Consider the following 26,606-nt stretch of genomic DNA (forward strand, 5'->3'; position numbering starts at 1 on the left):
ATCTATTGCTGAACTTGGCACAATGCTGGTTTCACGCTAGGATTATGTTTTTTTACCCAAGGTGGGATAAATGACACAGCCAGAGGTTACTACAGCACTGACAGTGCAAGAACAACTGTTACAATTGAGTGCCTATCTTAACGGGCGCATCCTTGGTCAAAAAGAGTTGATATCGCGATTATTAATCGCTTTACTGGCCGATGGCCATCTATTGGTTGAGGGTGCGCCTGGCTTAGCAAAAACACGAGCTGTCAAGGAATTATCGTCGGTTGTCGAAGGAGATTTTCATCGTATCCAATTTACTCCGGATTTATTGCCTGGCGATCTGACAGGAACCGATGTCTATCATCCCGAGAACGGTTCCTTTGTTTTTCAACCGGGTCCTATTTTTCATCATTTGATTCTTGCTGATGAAATTAATCGTGCTCCTGCCAAGGTACAATCTGCTTTATTGGAGGCTATGGCCGAGCGGCAAGTTACGATAGGGGGAAAAACTTATCCCTTGCCAGAATTATTTTTGGTTATGGCCACCCAAAATCCCATTGAACAGGAAGGAACTTATCCGTTGCCAGAAGCACAGCTTGATCGTTTTTTAATGTACGTGAAAATTGGTTATCCCGATGTTCAGGTCGAGCGTGATATTCTTATGCTGGCTCGCCGTGAAGCAGAAGGAATGGGTAGCTTAAAGGTAACCACTGCTCCTGTCAGTCCTTTAAGTCAAGTCACTTTATTTGCTGCCAGGCGTGAAGTTTTACGAGTGCATACCAGCGAAGCACTAGAAAATTATTTAGTGCAATTGGTTGTTGCTACACGTAATCCAGCAATTTATAGCGACGAATTGGCACGCTGGTTACGCTTTGGAGCAAGCCCCCGGGCAACTATCGCGCTGGATCGTTGTGCAAAAGCACATGCCTGGCTTGCGGGGCGTGATTACGTGACACCGGAGGATATTCATCTTATTGCTCATGACGTGCTTCGTCATCGCATCTTATTAAGTTTTGAAGCAGAGGCAGAAGGGGTGAGCAGCGATGATTTTATTGATTCTTTATTACGCCTGATTGCAGTTCCTTGAGGTCTATCATGGGTGATGGGGTAATTGTCGAACTTAGCGAATTAATTGCATTAAAGCGTTATGCCCAAAAAGTTAACTATCAGCCTGAAGGTAATGCTTTACGCGCTGGCAATCACCTTTCTAAACTACGTGGTCGAGGGATGGATTTTGCTGAGGTACGTAATTACCAGGCTGGTGATGAAATTCGTCATATGGAATGGCGTGTGACAGCGCGTACTGGCAAACCCTATGTTAAACTTTACCAAGAAGAGCGTGAGCGCCCTATTGTCCTGATTGTTGATTTTAACGCGTCTATGTTCTTTGGTACACGGTTAGCATTTAAATCCGTGGTCGCTGCTCGTTTAGCTGCGATGATTGCTTGGACATCGATTAAGCAAGGGGATCGAATTGGTGGTTTATTGTATTCATCCTCCAGACATGATGAATTTACACCACGTAGCCGGGACGTTGGCGTTCTACCGCTTTTGGCTGCATTAAGTCAATATAGTAAAGAAAATCTTGAGGAAACTTCGCCTCGCCTATTAAGTGATGTTCTGGTTCGTTTGCGTCGTGTGACGCGGCCGGGTAGCGTCATAGTCCTTCTTAGCGATTTTTATCAGATGGATAGAGAGAGTGAGCAACACTTGGCCCGATTGGGAGCGCATAATGATATCCTTGCCTACCATATTTGCGATCCTTTGGAACTTTTGCCTCCAAAACCTAACCACTATGCAATGACCAATGGTAAGCAGGAAATTCTTCTCGATACAACAATTGAAGAAATAAGTCAGGCTTACCAGTCTTATTGCGAATTACGACTAGCTAATTTGCAGTCGCAGTTTAAAAGGTTGCAAATTCAGTATGTACAAGTTCTCGCGGAAACTGATCTACCAAGATTAGTACGGCAGACTTTTCCACGGAGGTCACGTGACTGAATCAGCAGCGCTGGCAAAATTGCGTGATATTCAATTGCCAAACCCCATCAGCTGGTGGCCAATGGCTCCTGGCTGGTATTTTTTAATCTCACTAGCTGTTCTCAGTGTTATTTTTTTACTTTACATTCTTCGCCGTAGTTATCTCTTTGGCCGTGCTAAGCGCGAAGCACTTCAATTATTGACCCATTATCAGCAAGCCTATGAGCAGGATGGCAATAGTCAGCGCAGTAGCATGGAAATTTCAGAATTACTGCGTCGCGTAGCCTTAGTCTATTTTCCCAGGGATAGGGTAGCTGGTTTACAAGGCGAGGCCTGGTTGGCTTTTTTAAATGAAACCGCAAAAGGCGTTGATTTTAACTCAGTACGTCCTTGCTTGTTGGAAGCACCTTACCAAACAGGAAAAAACATGGACCTAAATCCTCTGTTTATTTGTGCAGAAAAATGGATAAAGCAACGGAGAAAACCATGTTCGAATTAGCTGAACCAAGAATTCTACTCTTTTTGCCGTTACCTTTTTTAATTTGGTTTTTAATTCCACGTGCAACGTTGCAATTACCCGCTGCTTTGAAAGTTCCTTTTTATCACGCCATGTTGACTATCGTAAGTAACCAAAAGCGTACTTTTGCCGGTCAGGCACAGCTAGGTTTGTTTTTGCTAATCTGGTCGTTATTACTGCTTGCGGCGGCTGGCCCGCGTTGGGTAGGAGAGCCTAGACCTTTAGCAAGAGAAGGTCGTAATATCATGTTGGTGCTTGATTTATCAGGCAGTATGGCCCTGGATGACATGACATGGCGTGGTCGTCCCGCTACTCGCTTGGCTATTGTTAAACGCACCGCAGAACAATTTGTGCGTGAACGGATAGGTGACCGAATTGGGTTGATTCTTTTTGGTAGTCGTGCTTATTTACAAACACCGCTCACCTATGATCGCCATACTGTATTGCTTCGACTTGAAGATGCCAGTGTTGGCTTGGCAGGACAAACTACTTCCATAGGCGATGCGCTTGGTTTGGCCGTGAAGCGTTTGCAAAATGTTCCAGCTAAAGGACGCATGATTATTTTGCTCACTGATGGCGCCAATAATTCAGGGGTATTGGCACCATTAAAAGCTGCTGAATTGGCAAAATTAGATGAGATTAAAGTTTATACGATTGGTTTAGGTGCAGAGGGGGATCCTCGCGCATTCAATGGGGTTTTTTTTAACATGAATGCCTCCCCTGATCTGGACGAAAAAACGTTGCAAGCGATAGCAAAAGTGACAGGGGGGCGCTATTTTAGAGCAACTGATGTCCAGTCATTACAAACTATTTATGAAACAATCAACCAATTAGAGACTGTAACACAGGAAGACGCAACGATTCGCCCGCAGCATGATTATTATCCTTGGCCATTGGCTCTAGCGCTCTTTTTATTGTTGTATTGGCTCATTAAAAAGATCGCTATATGGACCAGTTTGAAATCAATTTCTGCCCGCCGGGAGTTTTCATCATGATGGCAGATTTCCATTTCCTTCGTCCCTGGTGGTTACTAACCTGTTTACCCTTACTGGGTTTTATTGGGTGTTTATGGCGACAAAGTCCGCGTATGGGAGCATGGGCGACTGTTTGTGATAGTCATTTACTTAACTACTTGGTACAGTCTAAAAAGCAAGGAAAACGGCATGGGGCCTTGTTGTTTTTATTACTTAGTGGCCTATGTATGAGCTTTAGTTTGGCTGGTCCTGCCTGGATTCGCTTGCCGGTGCCAGCTTATCTGCAAATACAGCCAAGAGTATTAGTATTGGATATGTCAGATGCTATGTTAGCAAAAGATTTGGTACCCGACCGTTTAAATCGCGCTAAATTTAAATTGCATGATTTGTTTAAACGTCGGGATGCTGGCCAATTAGGTTTGGTGGTTTATACCGGTGAACCTTTTGTTGTTTCACCATTGACTGAGGATGCACAGACGATCGACGCCCTATTGGACTCTTTAACTCCAGATATTATGCCGGTGGAAGGACAACGTTTAGATAGTGCACTTGAAGAGGCTGGAGAGTTGATAACCCAGGCAGGGTTTGATCATGGCCAACTATTGGTATTGACTGCAGAGACTCCCAGTCTTGCCGCTTTAGAAGTGGCTAGCAAGTTGGCAAACAAACAGATTTTTACTTCAGTAATGCCCATTCTAGCCAATAAAACGCTTAATCCTCTTTTCGAGCGTCTGGCGGTGGCGGGGAAAGGACAACTAGTGTCTTTTACCGACACATCGGCTGATTTAGAGAATTGGCTAAAAAATACCGTAACCGAACAACAATATAGTCGAAGTCAACACAATGATATTCCTATGTGGCGCGATGAAGGGCGTTGGTTTTTACTCCCTGCGCTTGGTTTTTTATTACCGGTATTCCGGCGTGGATGGTTACAGAGGATCGCTACATGAGAGTCCTATGGAGCATTTTCTTATGGAGCCTTGCCAATTCTGGTTATACTTTTAGCTGGCCTGAGCTATGGGTGACGAAAGATCAGCAAGCACAAATGCTTATGCAGCAAAAGCAGTTTGATAAAGCAGAAAAAACTTTTCAGCAGGGAGATTGGCGTGCTACTGCAGCTTATCGTGCAGGGCATTATGAACAGGCAGCAAAAGACTTTCAATCGCTCCAAAATGAACAGGGGTACTACAATCAGGGGAACGCATTGGCCCATTTAGGGCAATATGGAGAAGCAATTAAAGCCTATGAGAAGGCTTTGGCACTAAACCCGCACAATCAAGATGCCATTTATAATCGTAATTTGCTGCAAGAGCTATTAAAAAAAGAAAAGCAGCAACAAGGCAATAATCAACAAGGCAATAATCAACAAGGCAAGAACCAGCAAGGTAAAGACCAGCAAGGTAACGGCCAGCAAGGTAAAGACCAGCAAGGTAAAGACCAGCAAGGTAAAGACCAGCAAGGTAAAGACCAGCAAGGTAAAGACCAGCAAGGTAAAGACCAGCAAGGTAACGGCCAGGAAGGCAAAGACCAGGAAGGCAAAGACCAGGAAGGCAAAGACCAGGAAGGCAAAGACCAGGAAGGCAAAGACCAGCAAGGTAAAGACCAGCAAGGTAAAGACCAGCAAGGTAAAGACCAGCAAGGCAACGGCCAGCAAGGTAAAGACCAGCAAGGTAAAGACCAGCAAGGTAAAGACCAGCAAGGTAACGGCCAGGAAGGCAAAGACCAGGAAGGGAAGGACCAGCAAGGCCAAGACCAGCAGAGTCAAGATCAAGAAAGCAAAACGCAGCAGAGTGAAAAAGAGATGGGTCAGGGAGCCACAACCAAAGAACAAGCTGCCCTAGAGCATGAAAAACAACAGGCAAAAGAGCAATGGTTGCGCTTAATTCCCGATGATCCTGGTGGTTTGATGCGGGAGAAATTTTTACGTGATCACATGCGTAGACAAAGTGGGTGGTATGAATGAAGCGAATTTTAATAAGTTTATTTCTTTGTTGTTGTCTAAAGGTAGTTTTTGCGGATGTCACCGTACAACTTGACGTAACGCAGGTACAATTAGGCCAGCCTTTTAGCTTAACTTTAACACTGGATAGTGCTGTTGATAGCGTTCCTGATTTAACACCATTACAAAAAAATTTTACCATTCTTGGCACGGAACGCAGTATGAATTACAGTGTTATTAATGGTCAAGCACATTCTGTTAGTCAATGGATAATAACGTTAACGGCTAACCGCAATGGGGTTTTACCTATCCCATCGCTGCAAATAGGTCAAGAATATACGAAGGCAAGCAGTATAGAAGTGACTTCGGAAGAAACACCAACAACGAATGTTCAGCCGCAAACGCCTCAGCAAGATGCTGTTTTAGAGACTGACGTGAGTGTGAATAATCCCTTTGTAAATCAACAGGTTATTTTTACTACCCGATTATACTATAGCAGCAGGTTGCTCGATGCATCTTATCAACCTCCTCAGGTGGAAGATGCGTTAATGATTCCTCTTGGGCAAGGACGTCATTACCAGATTTCCAGTAACAACAAGATCTATGCTGTTGAAGAACAGCAATATGCTATCTTTCCACAAAAAAGTGGGGATTTGAAAATTAACCCACCAGCTTTCAACGCCTTGATTTATAGTGTGACTCCAAAACGGGTTCATCTCCAAGCCAAGCCGACTGTTCTTCATGTTAAACCAAGACTTGCAGGCTATAAATACTGGCTCGCTGCGAAACAGGTTTCTCTCTCTGAGACCTATGACAAAAACACAATTACTTTAATGCAGGGTGACACATTAGTACGTACTGTCAAGTTGAGTGCAGTGGCTGTGCCCGCACAATTGTTACCAACCCTGGATTTTGGGAGTTCGGACCAATTTAGTGTTTATCCCGAAAAACCCCAGGAAAAAACTAGTTTTAAACATCCGAATTTAGTCAGCTCTACGACTGTGAAGGCGACGTATTTACTTAACAAAGCGGGGCAAATAACCATACCTGCTATTAAACTAACCTGGTTCAATACAACAACTGGTAAAAAAGAAACAAGCGCTTTACCAGCACTTACTTTGAATGTGGTGGCTTCTGCTGGTGAAACAAAGCAGTCTGCGTCTGCTGCTGTTGCTAATACAGAGCCGGTGGCGCATACAACAGAGGTAGATGCTAAGAAAGAACAGCAAATTACTCTGCCGTCCTTGCGCCCAGAAACCAATGTTGCTTGGTGGCTAGCCAGTGCTTTTGCTATAGCCTGGTTACTTACACTTGGACTATGGTATAGACAACGGCGACAACAGGCAGAAAGGCAAACAGCAGGTCAAGTTATGAAGCAGTTGGCTAAAGCTTGTTTAGATAATCATGCCACTGAAGCGCGTGATGCCTTGCTTAAATGGGCCCGCTTTCAATGGCCTGAAGCCAATTTGTTGAATTTAACAGATGTGGAGAAAATGGTGGATGACACCAGGCTCAAGGAAGAAATTAATCAATTAGCCCAGGCTCTTTACCAGGATGTCAGTCCACAGAAAACTTGGCAGGGAACCGCTTTATGGGCTGCTATTACTTCTTTCAAAGGGGCAAAACTAAGGCCGGAGAATAGCAAAATGACTCCGCTGCCTCCTATTCATCGACTCTAGGGGGGGGTATGCAGCTTGCTGAGTACTGTAAGGAAGATGTACGAGGTTTGGCAAAACTTATCAAAGAAAGAGAAGTCAGTCCTGAAGAAGTGTTGGCTTGTGCTATTCAGCGCATGTATGAAGTCAATCCACAACTGAATGCAATAATTACTGATTGCAGTGATTGGGCACGTCAGCAATTGAAAAAGATGCGTGGTGATGAACCTTTTTACGGTGTGCCAGTACTAGTAAAAGACTTGGGTTTTTCCATGCAGGGAGTGCGTTATACAGCCGGCTCAACTTTTTTGACAACATCTGTTTCGGCATCAAATAGTGATTTTATTGATCGTCTATTGGCCTTAGGAATGTTGCCCTTCGCAAAAACCAATGTGCCTGAGTTCGGCCTTTCTTATGTGACAGAGTCAATTTTACTTGGCCCTTGCCGTAATCCCTATGATTTAAGTCGTACTTCAGGGGGGTCTTCAGGCGGTTCAGCTGCCGCCGTAGCCGCTGGGGTTGCACCCGTCGCTACGGCGAGCGATGGCGGGGGATCTATCCGCATACCTGCGGCTTGTTGTGGACTATTTGGGTTTAAGCCTACTCCCGGTTTAATGCCTGTCGGCCCTTGGGTTGGTGAAGCCTGGTCAGGTTTGTCAACCAATTTCGTATTAACTCGTAGTGTAGATGACTCAGCCCTTTTATTTGAGTTACTCGCTACAAATGTGTTGCCTGAACCTAAAACAAACGTAGTCCATCCACAGCACGATGAGCAGCGCTTTCAACCTTTAAAAATTGCATGTCTTGAGGGGGCTTTTGCAGTTGTGCCTATTGATAAACCTTGTTTGGACGCCTTCGAACAAGCAATAACTATATTAACAAGAACCGGGCATCAGGTGAGCTCCTATAAATTGTCTCTCGATCTGGAGGGAATTGCTGCCTCCGCTTTATGTCTCATTGCAGCCAACACCTGTGCTGAAATTGAAAATCAACAACAGTTGCTTGGGCGTAAGGTGCAAAAAAAGGAATTAGAGCCATTTACCTGGGAATTAATGGGACAAGGGAAGAAGTTGTCTGCATCCCAATTAATTACAGCAAAAAACAAGCTCTACCAACTCTTACGCCCTCTTCATGCACTATTCAACCAGGTTGATTTTGTGTTAACTCCTGCCTTGGCGCAATGGCCTCTTCCTATCGGCAGCTTACCAACCAATGATGATTTTAGTCATTATTTGCAAAAAAATCTTGCTTTTACACCCTTTACTGCCTTGTTTAATCAAGCAGGGCTACCTGCCATGACAATCCCTGTGATGCGTCATAATCATTTCCCACTCTCAGTACAATTTGCTGCTGCCAAAGGGCGAGACAGGTTTTTGTTACATTTTGCTCAGCAATTAAAAACCTTGCTTCCAGATTTTACCTCGCCAGTGATGACTCTTGGAAAAATAAAATAGCGGGCTTCCTTATTAAAGGAGTCCATAAATATTTATTGTTGATTCTCGCTATTTTATAAACACTAGAGTATAATGAAGCCACTTGTAGTTTAGATTTCCTGGCTGAAACATTGTTCTTCGTGAAAATCCCTCCTTTTGTAGTTCAAAGTAGCGAATTTATCGCGTTGCTTCCCTATGATGATTCTGGCTTGGATTGTTTAACGCAAGTGTGTGTTTAATTTAATTTGGAAAGTAGAAATGTCTGTGAAAGAAACTGGCCACGTCAAGTGGTTTAATGATGATAAGGGTTACGGTTTTATCAGTCGTGATAATGGTCAAGACGATGTATTCGTTCATTTTCGTTCGATCAATAGCGCAGCTGGTCGTAAAACTTTGGTAGAAGGTCAACGCGTCGAGTTCATGGTGACCAAAGGACCTAAAGGTCTACAAGCGGAAGATGTAACCGCTGTATAATAATCCTGCTGTTTCTCCAATCTTCTCCCCTCTAGTAATGGACTTTGTGCGCTATTAGAGGGGAGCGAGCTTTTCATTTTTATGAGAAATTCAGACGTAATCATAATTGGTGCTGGTGCTGCTGGCTTGATGTGTGCCATAGAAGCAGGAAAACGAGGGCGGCGAGTACTAGTTCTTGATCATGCTAACAAGGTTGGCAAGAAGATCCTGATGTCTGGTGGTGGGCGATGTAATTTTACTAATTACGAGGTAGAGGCCCGCCATTATTTATCTGCAAATCCTCATTTTTGTAAATCTGCCCTTAAACGTTATACGTCTTTTGATTTCATCAATCTGGTGAAAAAGCATCGTATTCCCTTCCATGAGAAATCACATGGCCAACTATTTTGTGATAATAAGGCTTCTGATATTGTTGCCATGCTCTTGAGTTGCTGCGAGCAAGCAAAAGTCGAAATACGTTTAAATACTGTTATTAATCACGTAGATAAGACAGATAATGGCTATGCTTTAAGGTTAACAAAGGGAGAGCAGTTATTTTGCCAATCCCTGGTTGTTGCAACAGGGGGATTATCCATTCCAACTATGGGTGCATCTCCCTACGGTTACCAATTGGCTACCCAGTTTGGTTTGCCAGTATTGCCTACACGGGCTGGATTGGTCCCCTTCACTTTACAACCTGAAGAAAAAGAGCGTTTGGCCGTGTTATCAGGTATTTCCTTGCCCTGCGAAGTGTCTTGTAATAATCAACGCTTTTCCCTGGATATGCTGTTTACCCATCGTGGTTTAAGCGGGCCAGCAATGTTGCAAATTTCATCTTATTGGCAACCAGGCGGGATCTTGGAGATTGATCTGGATACCAATGATGAATGGGCTTCTCACTTGCCACAACGTAAGCGCTTGGCTCCACAGAGCCGTTTAAAGCATTGTTTGGAGGAAGTTTTGCCCAAGCGAGTGGTTGCTACTTTGGTAGCGGAATCTTTATTAGAACGAGAGTTACAAACGTTATCTGACAAAATTTTGCAAGAAATCGGACAACGTTTACGGCAATGGCGTATTAAACCCAATGGTACGGAGGGATACAGGACTGCTGAAGTGACCTTGGGTGGTGTGGACACGCGAGTACTGTCGTCACAAACGATGGAAGTTAATCATTTGCCCGGTCTTTATTTTGTCGGTGAAGTCCTGGATGTGAGTGGCTGGCTAGGTGGTTATAATTTTCAATGGGCTTGGTCGTCAGGTTGGGCAGCTGGTCAATATGTGTAAACCTTAGCTGAATTGATATTCGGATGTACTCGCTCAGTGATTTCTTCTCTTGGATAGTGGCCCTGACTTCATTGACTGGTTGCAAAATTGATTGTTTTTTAGCAACTTTCTTTCACCGGACTAAGAGTTGTCAGAGCGAATTTAGATAGCGGTTAACGGCTAATCTTGCGCATTGTACTAACTTCCTCTAATGTAGGGGAATTCGTGTAAATGGAATGTGGGCCATGTTGATGCGGTTTTTCTCTTTGTTTTTTATCGTATTATTAGCGTCGAGTTGTGCGAAAGCACCGGCTCATCTGCCTCCAGTTGCAATTAAAGCGGTGCAAAACAGGCAAGTACCTTCTTTCAATCAGGTCCTTGTCGAAGGCCGGATCAATGTTAATTTGCATACTGGCTATGCCCGTCCACAGGTCATCTTATACGGAAATCCCAGTGATTTAATCCATGTATCTACACGAGTAGTCAATGGTATGCTGATTATTAATCTGGGTAGTGGTTATCCTCGCTGCGGAGCTGTTCGAGCCGAAATTCGTGGTCGTTATTTAAATTCCTTCACTTATCGTGGTGCAGGCACTATTACGGGTACTAATTTACGCTCAGGACTTCTTGATCTTGCAATTGATAATCCAGGTAGAACAACATTGGGTGGTTCCATTGTATTGCGTAAAGTGAAGATAAGTGGTGGAGGGAATGTCCAACTCAGCGGTGTTAACGGTAAATATTTGCAATTGACGTTGCTGGGTAAAACAAGGTTGCAATTAGCGGGTATGTTGAATTTAGCCAAGCTCGATTTGGCGGGTCAGAGTTGGGTGAGCATGTATTGGATAAAATCGGATACGCTGACCATACGAGCTCGTGGTAAGACTTTTATCCAGTTGGCAGGTATAGTCAACAAACTGGACGTGGAGTTATGGGATACAGCTCATTTCAATGGTCGATATTTACGCTCAAAACGGACCTTTGCAAAAACACATAATAAATCTGTTGCAGATATTATCGCCGTGAAGCATCAGCATACCTTTGCTACTGATGCCAGTGATATTTATTTTTATAATATTCCTGATACCAAGGCAGATTTCATGGTTTTTGATGGTTCTGTCCTCGATATGCGAGATTGGGATCAGTATGCTATGCGTGAGTACGATCGCTACAATAAATAGCGGTATTAGTTTGAATCAGCTAGCTATTAGCCATATTGTTCTGTTTGATACAGGTTAGGACGCTATCCTTATCGCCATCCAGAGGAATGATATGCGCTGAATTGGCGAGCCAGTGAATAGTCACATTTTCCATATTGGCAAAGCGAGCTGCGACCTGCCAGGAGGCGACGACTTTATCATGGCAGCCAAGAAATAAATCGGTAGGACAGTTAGGCGGTGAAAACTGAAATTGCCTAATAGAGGTTAATACTTCGATAATAACTGCAAGGGGTATCTTGCGGTAAGAAATTTCACAATGCTCATCGGTATATAAATTCCCAGCTACACTTCGTACCTGACTAAAACCCAAATAGTTTAATAGTTTTGCCAGACCCAATGTTCGATTAATCTTTAGACGTAAATCCAGTGCTGGTGCTAATAAATAAAGATGATGGAGCGGGAAACGATTACTCAGGTGACAGGCTAACAATCCTCCCAGAGATAATCCCATGACATCAACCTGAGTAAATTCGTTAACTAATAATTCACAAGTTTGCTCAGCCAGCACAAACCAGTCACTTGCCTTGCTTTGCGCGAAACTATCAAGATTGGCTGCATGTCCTGGTAGCACCGGGCAAATTACAGCATCATAGTAAGCAAGGGAGGGTAGTAAATCACGAAAAACAGCTGGGGACGATGAAAACCCGTGTAACAATAATAAGGCTCGCTGCTTTTTCCCATTACGCTGCTCAATGGGGGCCATCAAAGAAAAATCATCTTGGGTTAAAGAAAAAAGCTGTACGCCCCGTCGCATACAACGAAAAGCATCAATATTCATTCAGATCCTTATGATAAAAAAATTTGCAAAATAAGTGTAAATAAGGCTTCGATTACCCCTTTTACAGCGGTTACTTTGATATTATGTGAATATAACGTGCTTTACTGCTAAAACAGTAGCAGATTTAATAACAATAGCAGAAGAAAGGCAATTTTTTATAAAATTGGTAAAGCCAGAAATAAAATAAGTCAAAAAGGCTAATAAACTAGTTCCATTATTTGAACTATAGTTTATCGCATAAGCTTATCGTAAGTTTTGATATGCTATCTTTAAATTAATAGAGTTAAGAAATTTAGGGTGAATACTATGGGCGATCCGGTCAATGATACAACAACACCAACTACTCCTAAACCTAAGGGGTCTAGTACTGGTGGTCCAAGCCAAACGCAACCGACGCAGACGCAACCAACGCAGCCCCAGCCAACAGGCAAGAAACCTGATGCGAAAAAGGCAGCGCCCAAGACCCCTGCGCCTCAACAACCTAAATCTCCAAAGGCCGAAGATGAGGGTGAGGAAAAGAAAAAGAAAAAAAAGGAACATGAAGAGCCTTTGATTCAGTTGATGCAAGACATTCTCGATATAGTGAAAGAAATCCATAAGCCGCTTACAGATGCAGTGGAAGGGAAAATAAAAGGGCTTGCGAGTGCTGCTGCAAATAAGGTCAAAGAAGGGGTAGTAGCCGGTGCAGGTCTGGTGAAAGACGGTATAGTAGCCGGCGCAACAATGGCAAAAGACGGCATCGTAGCCGGAGCAACTGCTCTTGTAGATAAAATAAAGGACAAATTTTCTTCCAAGGATGAGCCAAAGGATGGACCTGAAGAAATCGAAATGCAAGATATGAAGCCAAAAGTAGATGAGGAAATGGATGAAGAAGTAGATGAGGAAATGGATGAAGAAGTAGATGAGGAAATGGACGAAGAAGTAGATGAGGAAATGGACGAAGAATTAGATGAGGAAATGGATGAAGAAGTAGATGAGGAAATGGATGAAGAAGTAGATGAGCAAATGGATGAAGAAGTAGATGAGCAAATGGATGAAGAAGAGGTAGATGAAGCTTATACAGCAATGGTAGATGAAGGACCTCAAGACCCCAGTCCCTCTAACCTGACCAAGATGTCTTCTGACACCCAATCAACCTCAGTACCGGATATGGATGAAAACAATGAATATGATGGGTTGGCACAAATGTTTAATGGCACTGATAACAGCCCAGAACCGGAGGCACCAAGTCTCGACACATCAACAACGTTATCACAGTAATTGAATTGGCGCGATTTATCGCGCCAAGTCTATGCGATTTAACTTTCCATTAATTTGTGGGGCAAGCTTTCCAAACGACCAGCCTGAGTGACAACAACATAATTAAGTTTACGTTGCAATTCACTGATGGTATCAGCACCGGCATAGGTTAATCCTGAACGTAAACCACCCACGATATCGGCAATAATGGCATCCTGGTTATTGCGATAAGTGACTTCCGTTGCTACACCTTCGGCTGTTTTCCATTCATGCATTTGGCCTAAAAAATCTTCCTGTGCTTCACGCGAAGCCATACCACGATAGCGCTTTACTTGCTTACCGTCTTCTTTACTAATGACTGCACCTGGTGTGGGCTCAGTACCTGCAAGCATGCCGCCAATCATCACAAAATCGGCACCAAAAGCCAGGGCTTTGACGATATCGCCAGAAGTGCGGATACCGCCGTCGGCAACAATTGAACGATCGCTACGGGCACAATCCTGAATACAGGTGAGCATAGGAATTCCAAAGCCTGTTTTAATTCGAGTACTGCAGACAGAGCCGCCACCAATACCCGCTTTAATGATGTCAGCTCCGCATGAGGCCAGGTAATCTGCGCCAGCATAAGTGGCGACATTGCCTGCCATGATGCAACGGCTTCCAAGCAATTGTCTCAGACTCTTCAGTGTTTTACCCACGTATTTGGCGTGCGCATGGGCCACATCTACGCAGAAAAAATCAGCTCCGGCATCCCGCAGTGCTTCGGCTCGTTGCAATTCGCTGTCAGTACAACCGACAGAAACAAAGACCTTCCCATGACAGAGTTTAAATTCCTTGATGTTGTCTTCAATGCTTAAGAAACGATGCAGCGCGCCAATACCTCCTTTGCTGTGCATGAAATTGGCCATCTTGCTTTCAGTGATAGTGTCCATGTTAGAACTTATCACTGGTAATTCCAGAGTTAATTTAGCCAACCGGTCAGTTACGCTGGTATTGACCACTCGCCTTGATTCATGATGGTTATAGGCAGGAACCAATAGGACGTCATCAAAGGTGATGGCTTGAGTGTTCATTATTTATCCTCTGTTAAAACACGTACTATAAATGTTCTGCCGCATAATAAGCAAGCCTTGATCGCTCACCCCGTGTTAACGTCATGTGAGCACTATGTTGCCAATGTTTAAATCGATCGACAGCAAACGTTAAGCCAGAGGTTGTTTCAGTTAAATAGGGCGTATCAATTTGCTTGATATCGCCAAGGCAAATAATCTTGCTTCCTGGTCCTGCCCGCGTGACCAAGGTTTTAATTTGTTTCGAAGTTAAGTTCTGTGCTTCATCGATAATGATAAAACGGTTTAAAAAAGTACGGCCGCGCATAAAATTGAGTGAGCGAATCTTAATTTTATTCTGGAGTAAATCTTGCGTCGCACCTCGGCCAAAACTGCCGCCCTCTTGAGAACTGTGCAGTACTTCGAGGTTATCCATTAACGCCCCCATCCAAGGCGTCATTTTTTCTTCTTCCGTTCCTGGGAGAAAACCGATGTCTTCACCGACAGGAATCGTTACTCGCGTCATTAAAATTTCATTATAACGATTTTGATCCAAGACCTGGGTTAAGCCTGCGGCAATCGTCAATAAGGTTTTTCCGGTCCCTGCCGAGCCTTGGAGCGTAACAAAATCAATGTCTGGATCCAGCAATAAATTCAAGGCGAAATTTTGTTCGCGGTTACGGGCATTAATTCCCCACACGGAATGTTTGGTTTGCGTAAAATCGCGGGCCAATTGTACCACTGTACTGCCCTCAGCAATTTCCTTTACGATTGCCTGAAATTGATTATCATGAGTACTGATACAATCATTGTAATTCCATTGATTGGTTAGTGGGCCGCTGATGCGATAAAAAGTTTTACCATTTTCTTGCCAGGCCTCGATATTTTTTGCATGCGTATCCCAGAAATCATTGTCAAGAATGTGGATGCCACTATGCAATAAATTGACATCATCAAGTACTTTATCGTTGTAATAATCCTCAGCGGGAATACCCAGAATTCCTGCTTTAATGCGTAAATTGATATCTTTAGAAATAATAATGACTTGCCGCTCAGGGTATTTTTTCTGCAAGCCTAAGGCAGTAGCAAGAATTGTATTATCGGCTTTGTGTCCAGGCAGTGACGGCGGGCGGATCTGCTCAAATTCATCAGTCTGAAAAAATAAGCGCCCGCTGCTTTTTACTTTATCAGAAGTGATAAAACTGGGAATGGGCAAGCCGGCAACAATCTCTTGATGGTTGGCATTACTCATCAACTCGACTAACATGCGGTTAGTCTGTCGCACGTTGCGAGCGACTTCAGAGATCCCTGTTTTGTGGCTGTCTAATTCTTCTAAAACAACCATGGGTAAATAGATGTCATGTTCTTCAAAACGGTAGATGGCCGTAGGATCATGCATCATGATATTCGTATCAAGTACGAACAGTTTTGTGTCTTTATTCCCCATATCCATGATTTCATCCTATCAGCTAAAAGATTCATTGTGCTGAGGGCTTGGGACTCAGTCAAGCCTTATTAGACTCAATACCCTTGTTTAGTAAGGGTTTTCAACGGTTTGTTCAGTACAAAAATAATATGGATAGAAAGAATACGTAGTTTCTGGTTTATCCTTGGAGTTTCGCTAAGGTTTGCAGGACTTCAGCGACGTGCCCTTTAACACTTACTTTGCGCCATTCATGGCGTAAAATGCCCTGTGGATCGATAAGGAAAGTACTCCGCTCAATGCCTCGTACCTGCTTTCCATACATTGATTTCATCTTGATCACATCAAATTGCTGGCACAAGATTTCATCCGGATCGCTAATTAATTCAAAGGGAAATTGTTGCTTGCACTTAAAATTTTCATGTGATTTTAAGCTGTCACGGGAGATACCCAATATTTCCGTATTGAGTTTTTGGAACTCTGCGTAAGCGTCCCGAAAATCTTGCCCTTCTGTGGTACAGCCTGGTGTTGCGTCTTTTGGATAAAAATATAAAACGATCCATTTGCCTTGATATATTTTCAGATTACCCTGCAAGCCATTTGTTGCGGTAAAGTTGGAAGACGTTATCTGATCACCCAGTTTCATAATGAGTCCTTTGGTTGTCTAAAAGAAGCTTTTATATCCTAGAGGAAAGACGTGTATTTCGACAATAGCAGCATTTTATTTTATTACGCCGTTAATAATGATTTTCCGCTGCTCATTTAGCCGTATATAAACTGCGCTGCTCGATCAGTTTTGCCTCGTCTAAACAAAAATAAACGCTACTGTGGTATGTGGGATACATGTATAATTATTTTTTTAGTTAAATATTCGAGATTCATGACTACCAACAAACAGCAAAGTGCTACTATCGCTGTTAATAAAAAAGCACATTTTGATTATTTTATCGAAAATGAATACGAAGCTGGCTTAATTCTCGAAGGATGGGAAGTAAAAAGCCTGCGCGCAGGTAAAATTAATCTTTCAGATGCGCATGTAATAATAAAATATGGTGAGGCTTTTCTATTAGGGGCCCAAATTCAACCTTTACCAACGGCGTCCACCCACCTTGCCCCTGATGCGATACGAACACGCAAGTTATTGCTTAACCGCAAAGAACTGAATCAATTGATCGGCAGTGTTGAACGTCAAGGTTATACCTTGGTTCCGTTATCGCTCTATTGGAAGCGCAATCGGGTCAAGATGAAAATCGCATTGGCTAAAGGTAAAAAAACGCATGATAAAAGGGATACCATTAAAGATCGGGATTGGCAGCGAGACAAGGCTCGGCTTATGAAAAAAAATAATTAATATGAGTTCGATATAAATCAGGCATCTGTTTTATATCTCGCTAACGCACTTTATCCCGTCAATGCGCAGCAGCATTATATAGGGGCCAATACAACAGCCCAGTTCGATACTATTAATAGTTATTCCTATCCATTAGTCTGGTATCCAGTTAATTGGGGAGCCATTGTCCAGTTTCATTTGAATGGCACCAAGCACTTGTTGTGGAGTCAGTGTTTGGGGGTTGCTGTGTTCATGAGCTAACTCATTAATGACACTTTGCACGAATCCCGGTTCTTGTTTGTGAACCTTTACTAAATAGAGCGCTAACGTTCTATAAGAACATCCATTTTCGAGGAAAGCCAATAACCCTTTATCTTCATCCGTTAATTTTTCCCCCAGTAATGCGCTACATTCCTCCTCGTTATAATAGTTATATACGAAATTTTCTCGTCTAAAAGGCGTTTCATCGTTGCTTTTCTTGACTGTTTGTACAAATAGAGTTGATTTAATTTTAGGCGAAGCTTGAGAAGAGAGTGCCTGTTTGGAGGGGGGGGAGGATGTGGCTTCGCCAGTTTTTGCAATAATTTTAAAGGATGGTTGAGTAGAATAGCCTGAGTATTCATTGAGCTCTCGCAGTCTAATGTTATCAAAGCTTTCGCCAGGATAACCGTATAAAACCGCGGCGAATTCTAAATTAAGATAGAGTTGTTTTTCATTAATTTTTTCGATTAAACCTGTTTCCAGATAGTCTTGATCCCCTTTGCCAATTTCTTGAAGGAAGGTTTTTGCTGCTGCTGTGGTTGGGAAAGTGACAACCGCACCAGAATTTTCTCCAGCTTCAAACTTAGCACCGGTCTTTTTTAAGCTTGGATAGTGTAGAGCCATGATGTGCCTTAGTCCTTTTTATGGGCGACATGTTATTTTTTAAGACAAAAAATGCGCTTAGTCAAGGTGAAAGCAAAAAAATTCACTCGTTAAACTGTAGCCACTAATTCATTTTTTAATACGCTTATCGACCTCATAAGAGAGGCAATTGCTTTGCAACTTCACTTTAAACATTTAGTTTTAAACGCTAAATGTGGCATACTTGACCAATTTTGGAGATGCCTCTTCTGTATTTTTACCGTTTTGATTACGGAAGAGTTTAATAACTAAGGAGTTTCCTTATGTGTGGGATCATGGGTGCTATATCTCAGCGTGATATTAGTAAAGTGCTGTTGGAAGGATTACGACGTCTAGAATACCGTGGTTATGATTCAGCAGGTATTGCAGTGATTGATGGCACTGGGCATTTGAAACGAGTAAGAATTCAAGGGAAGGTACAAGCTTTAGCAGACGCTATGCAAGAAACAGCGATTGCCGGCAATGCTGGTATTGCGCATACCCGCTGGGCGACGCATGGAAAGCCTTGTGAACAGAACGCACATCCACATATGTCACATGATGAAATTGCTTTGGTACATAATGGTATTATTGAAAATCACGATGCCTTGCGCCAACGTTTAAAGCAAGCCGGTTACCAATTTACCTCTGAAACTGACACAGAGGTAGCCGCACATTTAATTCATTATCATTATCAACAACATGAAGAATTATTGCGTGCTGTGCAAGATGCTGCTCAAGAGATGCATGGTGCTTTTGCCTTGGGAGTTATTCATCAGAAACGCCCGCAAGAATTAGTTGCTATTCGCAAAGGTAGCCCCTTGGTAGTAGGTTTAGGAATAGATGAGCAATTTATTGCTTCCGATGCGCTAGCTTTGCGCTCTTTTGCTCAATCAGTCATTTATCTTGAGGAAGGGGATAGTGCGTTACTCAGTGATGGGCAAGTTTATTTGTTTGATGCCAATCGACAGAAAGTAAAACGTCAGACGCACCCTCTTAATGGCGATAATCAGGCTGTTAGCAAGGGGCCTTATCGTCATTTTATGTTGAAGGAAATTTATGAGCAGACCAAAGTCTTGGCGGATACGCTGGAGGGACGGATAAGCAGTCAGGATGTTTTGAAAGCAAACTTTGGGGAACGTGCTTCTGCTATTTTTTCTCAGGTCAAGCAAATTCATATTGTCGCTTGTGGCACTAGCTATCATGCAGGATTAATTGCCCGTTATTGGCTAGAGTCCTTGACTGGTTTACCGACTCAGGTAGAAATTGCCAGTGAGTATCGTTACCGGGATGTAGTTGTTAATGAGGGTGCTTTATTTATCGCTGTATCTCAGTCGGGGGAAACAGCGGATACGTTGGCAGCTTTATACAAGGCCAAAACAATGAATTATCTGGCCAGCTTGGCTATTTGTAATGTTGCCACCAGTACATTGGTTCGTGAAGCAGATTGTGTTTTCCTAACACGAGCCGGTATTGAGATAGGGGTTGCCTCAACCAAGGCGTTTACTACGCAACTTGCTGCTTTTCTAATGTTAGCTGCCGCACTGTGCAAGGATGAGCGTATTCATACCATTTTAGCCCAATTGCAGGAATTGCCCGCTAATTGTGAGCGTGTATTAAAGATGAATAGCGAAATTGAGGCACTGGCTTCCATTTTTGTGAATAAAGCACATGCCCTCTTCTTAGGACGTGGGGTGCAGTATCCTGTTGCTTTAGAAGGGGCACTGAAATTAAAGGAAATCTCATATATTCATGCAGAAGCTTATCCAGCTGGTGAACTTAAACATGGTCCTTTAGCTTTGGTTGATAAAGAAATGCCAGTGATTGCTGTGGCGCCAAATGATGAATTACTGGATAAATTAAAGTCAAATTTGCATGAGGTCAGTGCCCGTGGAGGTCAATTGGTTGTGTTTGTTGATGATTCGCAAGCCTGGCAACCTAATGGGGCGCGTTTAATTCATGTACCCGCATGCGGTCAATGGGTTGCTCCGATTGTTTACACAATCCCCTTACAGTTGTTGGCTTATCACGTCGCTGTTGCTAAGGGTACGGATGTGGATCAGCCAAGGAATCTTGCCAAATCGGTGACAGTTGAGTGAATGCAGGTTCGCAATTCTGGTTAAATTTATGGCGAGAAGGAAAAACGAGTTTCCACCGTACAGAGGTAAATCCTGATTTAAGTGCTAGATGGTCCAGCTTGCAGTTGCCTACAGAGGCAACTGTTTTGGTTCCTTTATGTGGTAAAAGTCTTGATATGCTTTGGCTTATGGAGCAGGGCTTTCGAGTGATCGGGATAGAGCTTAGTGAGCAGGCGGTACTGCAATTTAGCGAAGAAAATCGGTTAACGCTGGTGAAAAAAATATATCCACAGGCTATCAGTTACCAGACCAAATCATTAACTATTTGGGTCGCTAATATTTTTTCTTTAAATCCGGCTTTTATTGTTCCTGCCGATGCGATTTACGATAGAGCAGCATTGATCGCTTTGCCTCCTAATTTGCGTCCTCAGTATGTACGTTGCTGCCTTCAATGGTTGAAGGAGCGAGGTAAAATTTTATTAAAAACAATGCATTACGATAATTTAGAAATGCAGGGGCCACCGTTTAGCGTGGCGGATGAGGAAATAAGGCGGCTATATAGTAATTGCCAAATCATACAAAGCATGCGCGAAACAAGTCGCCAGGTAGGCGAACAAGAGCCCTTGTATGCTCGTGGATTACGCGAAGTGACCGAGAAGGTCTGGGCTTTACAGGCGCAGTAGTTCTTGAATTACTGCAGTTTTTTGACAGTTAAGAGACAGACTAAGGCAAATGGTCTAAAGTTCGCAAAATGACGGGTAATCGGTATATACTATTCCCGTTTTTTTTATCATGTTTTACGGGGATGTGAATGACTCAAGAGATGTTGGCGTCAGCGACGATTATTGCACAAGAACTTAAAGTAAACGTTTCTCAGGTAGAAACAGCGATTCGTTTGCTGGACGAAGGCGCGACAGTTCCCTTCATCGCTCGTTACCGTAAAGAGGCAACGGATGGGCTTGATGATACCCAACTACGGCAACTTGCTGAGCGTTTGTATTATATCCGTGAACTCGATGAGCGTCGTATAGTTATTTTGCAATCTATTCGTGAGCAAGAAAAATTAACTCCAGAGCTGGAAAAAGCGATTTTAGCAGCTGATAGCAAGACCCGCCTGGAAGATTTGTATTTACCTTACAGACCTAAACGTCGTACAAAAGCACAGATTGCCAAGGAAGCCGGACTCGAGCCGCTTGCTTTAAGTTTATGGCAGAATCCTAATCTCGAGCCAGAGTCAGAAGCGGAGCAATATCTGAATACTGAGTTGGGTGTTGAAGATTGTAAGATTGCCCTGGAAGGCGCACGCCAGATTCTTATGGAGAAATTTGCTGAAGACGCAGAGCTGATTAATGAATTACGTGAATATTTGTGGCAGCATGCTGTATTAAAATCGGAAGGCAGTGGTGATAAGAAAACAGCTGGCAATAAATTTGCTGATTATTTTGATTATGCAGAGCCAATTAAAAAGATTCCATCACACCGTGCTTTGGCTTTATTTCGTGGGCGGCGAGAAAGCGTTTTGCAGTTAACCTTGGTATTGCCGCAAGAGGTGGATTATGTTGAAAAGCGTGTTGCATCCTATTTCAATATTGCTAATGAAAAACGAGCAGCGGATGAATGGTTAGCAGATACAGTACGTTTGACTTGGAAAGTTAAACTATTTACCAAGTTAGAGTTAGAATTACTGACCCGGTTGCGCGAAATAGCGGATGAAGAGGCGATTCATGTTTTTGCCCGCAATCTGCGCGATTTATTACTTGCTGCTCCTGCTGGCCCACAAATTACAATAGGACTTGATCCGGGTATTCGTACTGGTGTGAAAGTCGTCGTGGTTGACATTACTGGTAAGTTACTTGATTACACTACTATTTTTCCTTTTTCACCGCAAAATGAGTGGCATCAATCTATAGCTGAATTGGCCAAATTGGCAGCGAAGTATCAAGTCAATTTATTGAGTATAGGGAATGGTACTGGATCGCGTGAAACAGAACGTTTGGTCGCTGATATGATGAAAATGTATCCGGATTTGAAGCTGACTAAAATTATGGTTAGTGAAGCGGGAGCCTCCGTTTATTCAGCGTCGGAATTAGCTGCAAAAGAGTTCCCGGATCTGGATGTGAGTTTACGAGGGGCGGTTTCTATCGCCAGGCGCTTGCAAGACCCTCTTGCTGAATTAGTAAAAATTGAACCGAAGGCGATTGGTGTTGGGCAATACCAACATGATGTGAATCAGACTCGTTTGGCACGCAGTCTTGATGGGGTAGTAGAAGATTGTGTAAATGCTGTTGGTGTTGATGTTAATACAGCCTCTGTCGCATTATTAACTCGTGTGTCAGGTCTGAATGAAACCTTGGCAAAAAATTTAGTGCAATATCGGGATGAAAACGGTGCTTTTGTAAATCGGGAGCAATTAAAAAACGTAGCTCGCATGGGCGAGAAAACGTTCCAGCAAGCAGCCGGGTTTTTACGCATCATGAACGGTGATAATCCTCTTGACGCTTCCTGTGTACACCCCGAAGCTTATCCTTTGGTTGAAAGGATCCTTGCAGAGCAAAAAGTGAATATTCGCCAAACGATTGGTAATCGTGATTTGTTACGAACTATTAATGCAGAACATTATATCGATGAAAATTATGGTCTCCCAACTATCCGGGATATTTTGCGTGAATTGGAAAAACCGGGGCGTGACCCAAGACCTGAATTTAAAACGGCGAGTTTCAAGGAGGGCGTGGAAGACATCAGTCATTTAAAAGAGGGCATGATTTTGGAGGGTGTTGTCTCTAATGTGACTAATTTCGGCGCTTTTGTTGATATTGGTGTTCATCAGGATGGTTTGGTACATATTTCTGCGATGACACATCGCTTTATCAGTGATCCCCACGCTGTAGTGAAGGCAGGTGATATTGTGACTGTTAAAGTAGTAGAAATAGATAAAGAGCGGCGGCGTATAGGATTAAGTATGAAGTTAGACGAAGAGAAAGCGCCTCTGGTACAAAAAAAGGAGGCGAAGCCCCCGTTGAAAAAGCCACAATCAGCTAGAAAACAGGAAATGAAGAAAAAACCTGAGCAAGAAAGGAAGCAAGAAGCGAAGAAAACAATATTTAATACGGCAATGGCTGATGCTTTGGCTAAATTAAAGCGTGGTTCTTAATATGGAGACCCCTCGCGGCGAGATAACTATCCAAACACTGGCAATGCCGGCTGATACGAATGCGAATGGTGATATTTTTGGCGGGTGGTTAGTATCACAAATGGATTTGGCCGCCGGTGTCCTGGCAAAAAAAATATCACGAGGCCGTGCGGCCACAGTTGCTATTCACAGCATGACTTTTCTGAAACCTGTTCATGTGGGGGATGTTGTGAGTTGTCATGTTGAATTAATTAAGCAGGGTACGACTTCCTTGACCATTGCTGTCGAAGTATGGGCTGAGCCCGCTTGGGGTTCAGGAAAATACCGTGTGACGGAGGGAACGTTCGTTTTTGTAGCCATTGATGATGAGGGAAAGCCAAGACAGGTGCTCAGCAAAGATGACTGTTGATCATAATGATTTGAAACAATGGATTGCCGCCATAGCTACCGTAATCGCGGAAAACACTGATCCCGAACCACACCTCTACACCCCTTTTTTGCACGAGCCAGAATTAGCTTTGCCCTTGATCGACCTTATTGATGATTTGGATGAAGAGAATGTGGATGAAGAACGCTCTTACTATTCTGCCTGTGTTTTTGCTTTAGATATCTGTGTTGCACAATTGCAATCTGCTCAGGAAAACGAAAATAAACTAGCTGGGAAGTCACTTAATCAATTGATGCTTAAAATTGCAGATGCAATTAATAGTAATAAACATAGCTTAAGCTTTTGGCTACCTATTTTAAATGCCTTTTATGACGTTCATGTTGAACTACTTCCTGAATTAAAAGACGCTTATCTGGAATTAGCGGGGCAAGAAGATGAATGGTCACCCGATGAAGAAATTGATCATTTGAATGCTATTCGCGACATGATTGAAGAACTGTCTGATTTGTCGGTCTTTGATATAGCGGAAAACTTTTTTGCCCAGAGTTACGCTATGCCGGCGGATTTTTTTGCAGATTTAATTCTTGATCTCTATAGCATAGAAGAGGGGCAGGATATTGCGCTATTGACTTTACTTCATCCCAAGCAAGAGGTTCGCAATATCGTTGTGGCAACCTTTGAGCACTTAATAGATAAAATTACCTTAAGCTCTGTTTCACTTTCCCGGTTGCAAGCGATTAAAAATTGGTATCCAGTTAGTTACCATGAACAATTTAATCGTTGGTTGAAAATACAGCGCAAGAAAGGCGTTGTATTTCACCATGAAGAATCACCCACACTGGTGCGGATAAAAGCCAGTGAAGTGGATGGTAGTGGCGCCCAGGGGCTTTTTATTCATGTAAAAAAGAATCGCAAACATCGCTTATGTGGTTTGCTTTTTAAACAAGAGTTTGGTATCAAAGACGCTTGGATTACACCGGAAATACCTGCTGAAAATGTCGCTAAATATTATGATGAAGCCTTCGATGACAGCGTGACTTTGCGAACCGTAGACAGTGCTTATTTATTGATGATGACAGGCCATTTTTTGGCTTTAACAATGCAACAGGGCGGTATGCCTGATTTGCACTTGCTAGAAATGCAGGAGTTGCTGGGTTTGCACTTTTTGGCTAATCCGATTGATATTCCGCTCTTTATTGAGCAATTAAGTGTACAAATAACACCATTCACACCCGAAGCAATGCAATCATCATTTATTCGCTCCAAATCATGGCCTTATAGCAAACGTTTTACGGAGTCTTGGTATATTGAGAATGCCCATATTGATAAATTAGTTAATCGCTGCTGCAGTTTTGTTGAAGGTGTGAAAGTTTGTGCTATGGATGAAGCCATTGCGACTGTCTTCGCGAATGAGTTAGAGGCACACCGCGATAAGTGGTTATTTCATTTTTTGTGGGTCGCTTTGTGGTCAAAAGCAAAAACCCGTAAAAATGAAAAGATATGGCAGGATAGCTTTTTTATTGCTTATGCTATTCATACTGGAAGGTCGTTAGATGCTATCCCAATTATGCATGAGATTTGTCGCCAGACGGTTATTAATAGCATTGAAACGATGAATGAGCGTCGTACCTATTTAAACAAAGAATAAGCTGCTTTTATTTCATTTAATGTTTTGTGGATAACTTTGTTCACAAAGGGGAAATGCGTTGAAAAAAAGGGCAAAAAAATAATTAACATATTGATTTTTAGATTTATTTAATTGAAATGCGATTTGCGATTTAACTCACACAATCTGTGGGTAAGTTTGTGGGTTGTTGCGTGAATACCTGAAAAAACCTAACGTTAGATTACTGTACTCATTTGTACCAACAGGGCTATGACAGATCTATCGAAGACAGGATGTAGATTGCTTTATTAGACGTTTTCTTATATGATGGCTGCCTAAAATATACGCATTTTTTGCGCTTTCACGGTTAAAAGTAACTATCATGCTTGATACACTTGCCCGTACACTACTCGCTTTCAGTAATGGCTCAGTAGTTATTCCTTTAATCATTCTTGGTTTTATTTGGCTGGATCGTAATGTTTTTTATCATGCAGCCTGTCTGGTTCTACTAGGTATTGTGGTCAATGTTGCCTTGAAGGTCACTTTCCAAATTCCTCTTCCCCCGGCTTTGGGTAAAGACTGGTTTGCTTTTCCAAGCGGCCATATGCAACTATCGACAGTCTTGTACGTTTGGTTAGCGTATAACGTAGCGAAACCTTTATTCCGATTAGCGGTTGTTGCTTTATTAGTTGGGATTGGTGCAAGCCTTATCCATTTTGATTACCATAATTTGTTTGATGTGTTAGCGGGAAGTTTTTTTGCTCTCCTTTTAATCGTTGCTTATTATCTGCCATCTAAAAAATGGCCGCAAAAAATGCCTCTCATTGTGGTTCTTATTGGTTCTCTGCTGGTATTTTATATTAATTGGCGTTATACGCGTATACCCGTCCATGCATGGATGGCCTATTACGCCTTATCTGGATTTGTTATTTCTGATAAGTTGTGTGGAAGAAATACGGCTCTTTTATTATCACATAAATTATTAGCAACTTTCCTATGCGTTTTGGCGCTTGTTACTATTCATCTGGTTTTTCACCATATGTTACCTAACAATCCCCCTGCCCATATTTATCAACTGGAATGGCTGGTTATTGGTTTGACAGTCCCTACGATGGTTTATATGGCCAGGTGTATTGAGAAACAATGGTCTTCCAGATTTAAGATAGCTACCTAAACAGCCGGACGAGATATCAACATCATAAAATGGAAGTGTTCACAGGGAAGGCTCACAGTGACAAAATTTACTTACCCCGTGAGCACTTACCATAACATAACAATCAGAAA

Annotated in this window: 24 protein-coding genes; 19 read left to right on the forward strand and 5 right to left on the reverse strand. The window is 42.8% G+C overall.

Translation table 11 applies throughout. The features are described from left to right. Positions 1-70 precede the first annotated feature (70 nt). The 11 genes from DYC89_RS00840 (at position 71) to DYC89_RS00890 (ending at position 11,380) form a co-directional block, all read left to right on the forward strand. Entirely contained in the window at positions 71-1,072 is a 1,002-nt protein-coding gene (locus DYC89_RS00840; protein WP_115220084.1) for an AAA family ATPase, read from the forward strand. Positions 1,073-1,080: 8 nt separating this feature from the next. Further along, entirely contained in the window at positions 1,081-1,986 is a 906-nt protein-coding gene (locus tag DYC89_RS00845) for a DUF58 domain-containing protein (RefSeq protein ID WP_115220085.1), read from the forward strand. Further along, positions 1,979-2,464 carry a DUF4381 domain-containing protein gene (locus tag DYC89_RS00850; protein ID WP_115220086.1) on the forward strand — a complete coding sequence of 162 codons (486 nt, stop codon included), beginning with the start codon at positions 1,979-1,981 and terminating at the stop codon, positions 2,462-2,464. The genes DYC89_RS00845 and DYC89_RS00850 overlap by 8 nt, the downstream gene beginning before the upstream one ends. Next, positions 2,452-3,477, forward strand: a complete 1,026-nt coding sequence (locus DYC89_RS00855) for a vWA domain-containing protein (protein WP_115220087.1) — start codon at positions 2,452-2,454, stop codon at positions 3,475-3,477. The genes DYC89_RS00850 and DYC89_RS00855 overlap by 13 nt, the downstream gene beginning before the upstream one ends. Beyond that, entirely contained in the window at positions 3,474-4,406 is a 933-nt protein-coding gene (locus DYC89_RS00860) for a vWA domain-containing protein (protein WP_115220088.1), read from the forward strand. The genes DYC89_RS00855 and DYC89_RS00860 overlap by 4 nt, the downstream gene beginning before the upstream one ends. Further along, positions 4,403-5,419 carry a tetratricopeptide repeat protein gene (locus DYC89_RS00865; protein ID WP_115220089.1) on the forward strand — a complete coding sequence of 339 codons (1,017 nt, stop codon included), beginning with the start codon at positions 4,403-4,405 and terminating at the stop codon, positions 5,417-5,419. Before DYC89_RS00860 ends, DYC89_RS00865 begins: the two co-directional genes overlap by 4 nt. Continuing rightward, positions 5,416-7,074: a BatD family protein gene (locus tag DYC89_RS00870; protein WP_115220090.1), complete on the forward strand. Its 1,659-nt coding sequence runs from the start codon at positions 5,416-5,418 to the stop codon at positions 7,072-7,074. The genes DYC89_RS00865 and DYC89_RS00870 overlap by 4 nt, the downstream gene beginning before the upstream one ends. A gap of 8 nt (positions 7,075-7,082) precedes the next feature. Continuing rightward, positions 7,083-8,504, forward strand: a complete 1,422-nt coding sequence (locus DYC89_RS00875; protein WP_115220091.1) for an amidase — start codon at positions 7,083-7,085, stop codon at positions 8,502-8,504. A gap of 237 nt (positions 8,505-8,741) precedes the next feature. Then, complete coding sequence (locus DYC89_RS00880; protein ID WP_058443552.1) at positions 8,742-8,957, forward strand: cold-shock protein; 216 nt, start codon at positions 8,742-8,744, stop codon at positions 8,955-8,957. An 81-nt stretch (positions 8,958-9,038) separates the two neighbouring features. Beyond that, positions 9,039-10,220: an NAD(P)/FAD-dependent oxidoreductase gene (locus tag DYC89_RS00885; RefSeq protein ID WP_115220092.1), complete on the forward strand. Its 1,182-nt coding sequence runs from the start codon at positions 9,039-9,041 to the stop codon at positions 10,218-10,220. A gap of 224 nt (positions 10,221-10,444) precedes the next feature. Then, positions 10,445-11,380, forward strand: coding sequence for a GIN domain-containing protein (locus DYC89_RS00890; protein ID WP_115220093.1), 936 nt, complete (start codon positions 10,445-10,447; stop codon positions 11,378-11,380). A gap of 19 nt (positions 11,381-11,399) precedes the next feature. Here DYC89_RS00890 and DYC89_RS00895 read toward each other — a convergent pair whose 3' ends face one another. Continuing rightward, complete coding sequence (locus DYC89_RS00895; RefSeq protein WP_115220094.1) at positions 11,400-12,197, reverse strand: alpha/beta hydrolase; 798 nt, start codon at positions 12,195-12,197, stop codon at positions 11,400-11,402. 306 nt (positions 12,198-12,503) lie between these two features. Between DYC89_RS00895 and DYC89_RS16420 the strand changes: the two genes are divergently transcribed. Next, positions 12,504-13,457: a hypothetical protein gene (locus tag DYC89_RS16420; RefSeq protein WP_181879292.1), complete on the forward strand. Its 954-nt coding sequence runs from the start codon at positions 12,504-12,506 to the stop codon at positions 13,455-13,457. A 38-nt stretch (positions 13,458-13,495) separates the two neighbouring features. Here DYC89_RS16420 and DYC89_RS00905 read toward each other — a convergent pair whose 3' ends face one another. The 3 genes from DYC89_RS00905 to DYC89_RS00915 form a co-directional block, all read right to left on the reverse strand. After that, a complete protein-coding gene (locus DYC89_RS00905) occupies positions 13,496-14,509 on the reverse strand; it encodes a guanosine monophosphate reductase (protein ID WP_115220095.1) in 1,014 nt (337 codons plus the stop codon). 25 nt (positions 14,510-14,534) lie between these two features. Beyond that, positions 14,535-15,938 (reverse strand): PhoH family protein, encoded by a 1,404-nt coding sequence (locus tag DYC89_RS00910; protein ID WP_115220096.1) that lies wholly within the window; start codon positions 15,936-15,938, stop codon positions 14,535-14,537. Positions 15,939-16,089: 151 nt separating this feature from the next. After that, positions 16,090-16,554 carry a peroxiredoxin gene (locus DYC89_RS00915; protein ID WP_115220097.1) on the reverse strand — a complete coding sequence of 155 codons (465 nt, stop codon included), beginning with the start codon at positions 16,552-16,554 and terminating at the stop codon, positions 16,090-16,092. 234 nt (positions 16,555-16,788) lie between these two features. Between DYC89_RS00915 and smpB the strand changes: the two genes are divergently transcribed. Next, positions 16,789-17,259: an SsrA-binding protein SmpB gene (gene smpB, locus DYC89_RS00920; protein WP_115220098.1), complete on the forward strand. Its 471-nt coding sequence runs from the start codon at positions 16,789-16,791 to the stop codon at positions 17,257-17,259. Between the two features lie 132 nt (positions 17,260-17,391). Here the strand turns inward: smpB and DYC89_RS00925 are convergent, their stop codons facing one another. After that, positions 17,392-18,123 (reverse strand): hypothetical protein, encoded by a 732-nt coding sequence (locus DYC89_RS00925; protein WP_115220099.1) that lies wholly within the window; start codon positions 18,121-18,123, stop codon positions 17,392-17,394. A gap of 281 nt (positions 18,124-18,404) precedes the next feature. On the opposite strand from DYC89_RS00925, the gene glmS reads away from it, so the two are divergent. From glmS to DYC89_RS00955, 6 genes are all read left to right on the forward strand, one after another. Next, positions 18,405-20,219, forward strand: a complete 1,815-nt coding sequence (gene glmS / locus DYC89_RS00930; protein WP_115220100.1) for a glutamine--fructose-6-phosphate transaminase (isomerizing) — start codon at positions 18,405-18,407, stop codon at positions 20,217-20,219. Further along, entirely contained in the window at positions 20,216-20,881 is a 666-nt protein-coding gene (locus DYC89_RS00935; RefSeq protein ID WP_115220101.1) for a thiopurine S-methyltransferase, read from the forward strand. Before glmS ends, DYC89_RS00935 begins: the two co-directional genes overlap by 4 nt. Positions 20,882-21,009: 128 nt before the next feature. Next, positions 21,010-23,349, forward strand: coding sequence for a Tex family protein (locus DYC89_RS00940; RefSeq protein WP_115220102.1), 2,340 nt, complete (start codon positions 21,010-21,012; stop codon positions 23,347-23,349). Position 23,350: 1 nt separating this feature from the next. Next, positions 23,351-23,737 carry an acyl-CoA thioesterase gene (locus DYC89_RS00945; RefSeq protein WP_115220103.1) on the forward strand — a complete coding sequence of 129 codons (387 nt, stop codon included), beginning with the start codon at positions 23,351-23,353 and terminating at the stop codon, positions 23,735-23,737. Further along, positions 23,727-25,364 (forward strand): hypothetical protein, encoded by a 1,638-nt coding sequence (locus tag DYC89_RS00950; protein WP_115220104.1) that lies wholly within the window; start codon positions 23,727-23,729, stop codon positions 25,362-25,364. The genes DYC89_RS00945 and DYC89_RS00950 overlap by 11 nt, the downstream gene beginning before the upstream one ends. Positions 25,365-25,704: 340 nt before the next feature. Next, positions 25,705-26,496 (forward strand): phosphatase PAP2 family protein, encoded by a 792-nt coding sequence (locus tag DYC89_RS00955; protein ID WP_115220105.1) that lies wholly within the window; start codon positions 25,705-25,707, stop codon positions 26,494-26,496. Positions 26,497-26,606: the final 110 nt, after the last annotated feature.

The sequence above is a fragment of the Legionella donaldsonii genome, assembly GCF_900452385.1.
Lineage (GTDB): Bacteria > Pseudomonadota > Gammaproteobacteria > Legionellales > Legionellaceae > Tatlockia > Tatlockia donaldsonii.